The organism is Staphylococcus rostri, from assembly GCF_002902145.1.
GTDB classification, from domain to species: domain Bacteria; phylum Bacillota; class Bacilli; order Staphylococcales; family Staphylococcaceae; genus Staphylococcus; species Staphylococcus rostri.
Genome location: NZ_PPRF01000060.1, coordinates 1 through 2144, shown reverse-complemented (window position 1 = coordinate 2144; position 2144 = coordinate 1). Strand labels below are relative to the sequence as shown.

Annotated in this window: 1 protein-coding gene; it reads right to left on the bottom strand. The window is 37.4% G+C overall.

Going from position 1 to position 2144, the window contains the following annotated elements:
- A partial coding sequence (locus tag CD122_RS08845; RefSeq protein ID WP_169926502.1) for a KxYKxGKxW signal peptide domain-containing protein occupies nt 1-1894 on the bottom strand: 1894 nt, incomplete at its 3' end.
- Nucleotides 1895-2144 lie beyond the last annotated feature (250 nt).

Sequence of the window (2144 nt, the reverse complement as noted above, 5' to 3'; positions counted from 1 at the left end):
AGTTACTCTCACTTATTGATTTCGATTCACTATCGCTCAATGATGTTGACTTCGATTCTGACTCACTTAGCGATTTCGATTCACTATTGCTCAATGACGTTGAATTACTCTCACTTATTGATTTCGATTCGCTATCACTCAACGACGTTGACTTCGATTCTGACTCACTTAGCGATTTTGATTCACTATCACTTAATGACGTTGAATTACTTTCACTTATTGATTTTGATTCGCTATTACTCAACGATGTTGATTTCGACTCTGACTCACTTAGCGATTTCGATTCACTATCACTCAATGATGTTGACTTCGATTCTGACTCGCTTAGCGATTTCGATTCGCTATCACTTAATGACGTTGAGTTACTCTCACTTATTGATTTTGATTCGCTATTACTCAACGATGTTGATTTCGACTCTGACTCACTTAGCGATTTTGATTCACTATTGCTCAACGACGTTGACTTCGATTCTGACTCTGAGTTGCTCAAGCTTTCTGAAGCACTCTTACTTGTACTCTCGGACTGTTGTGACTGAGAAATGCTTAGACTTTCAGACTGAGCAGGATCAGCCGTACCTGTCACTATCTCATTAAAATAGTTATCTACTTTTAAAAGTGCACCATCTTGATGCGCAAATGGTCTAAACGTCCATGTTGTATCACCAGATGAATCTACAATAGGAACGGTAATGGTCGTCGTCTGTGCTCTACCCTGAGTAACCTGATAACCACCCATAGCTTGAGTATCCCACCAATAGCCATCGCCTGTGGACATCTTATTTACAGCAAAGTTTTGAGCTGCAGGCTTGCTTAAATATTCGCCGTTATAACCAGTCGTATAACCGTTTTTAGCTGTAGTAGGCGTACCATAACCATCACCCAAGCTCAACATGTTATGTAGACTATCCCATGACGTTGCTACATTTAACTGTGTCGGTACATTCGGTTTCTCGATAGTCGCTGTATTCGGATCATCATATCCAACAGTGTATTGGAACGTAATGTTGCTACCATCACTTGTTACCTTTAAGTGGTAATAAATAGGCAATTTATATAGCGTATCATAACCTGTACCTGTAAAGACCTGTTCTGTTGGCACAGTTGAAGCTGCTCTTTCCATTGAGTAGTTGACCGAACGGAAGAACGCACCACTTATATTTTGTGTTTCAGTATTCACTGCAGTTGATGTTGTAGTTGACTCAGATGCAGACGCTTCTGCTGTTGTCATACTGTATGTAGTCTCTGTTGTATCTGAAGCTGTTGACGCTGACTTATCTTCTTGAGATTGCGCTAACGTTTCAGATGCTTCTACTGTTGAAGACTTATCAGCTGTTTCTGACTGTGATTGCGATTCTGAAAGACTTGCTTTTTCACTTTCTGATAATGACTTAGATTCTGACTCTGAAAGACTCGCTTGTTCTTCAGAAGTAACTGTTTCACTTGCGCTATCCGATGATGATTGTGAAACATCACTTTCACTTGTAGTCTCAGATTCACTTGCTGTTGCTGACTGTTCGCTATCAGTAGTCGATTGTGACTGCTCAATCACTACAGAAGTTTGGTCACCTACTGTTTGACTATTCGTCGCAAGTTCTGATGTTACAGGTGTTTCAGATGCAGCTAATGCTTGTTGATCATGCAACATATTAACCGTAAACAAACCACCCGTTATTGCGGTTGTTTTGAGCGCATTATTCTTAATGACACTACCAACACTTGCCTTATCATTCTGTTCTTTATCAGCTTTGTCTGTAACTAAAGACATCGCTAACATTTTGAGTAGTTGAATCTCTTTGATACCAGCTTTAACCCAGTTTTTACCGGATTTGTACAATCTGACTCTGGCTTTTTCTTCGCCGAGACTCTTTTTAAATGCCCTTTCTTTTCTTGTCATCACAAAACCTCTCTTAAAAAATATTTTTCCTATATATATTCTTGAAATAAAAATATATAGTCGCTTACAAATTTTATACATACGATATTATAGTGGTCAATTTAAATACAAATTTCTATTTATTACTATAATTATTGTAAAAATAAGATATTTTTATGTATTCCTTATTTTTCTAACAAAAATGACATAATATAATAATTTTATTAGACTAACGAGTTTCTAAAGTTTGTGTAATTGCACTATATTAATT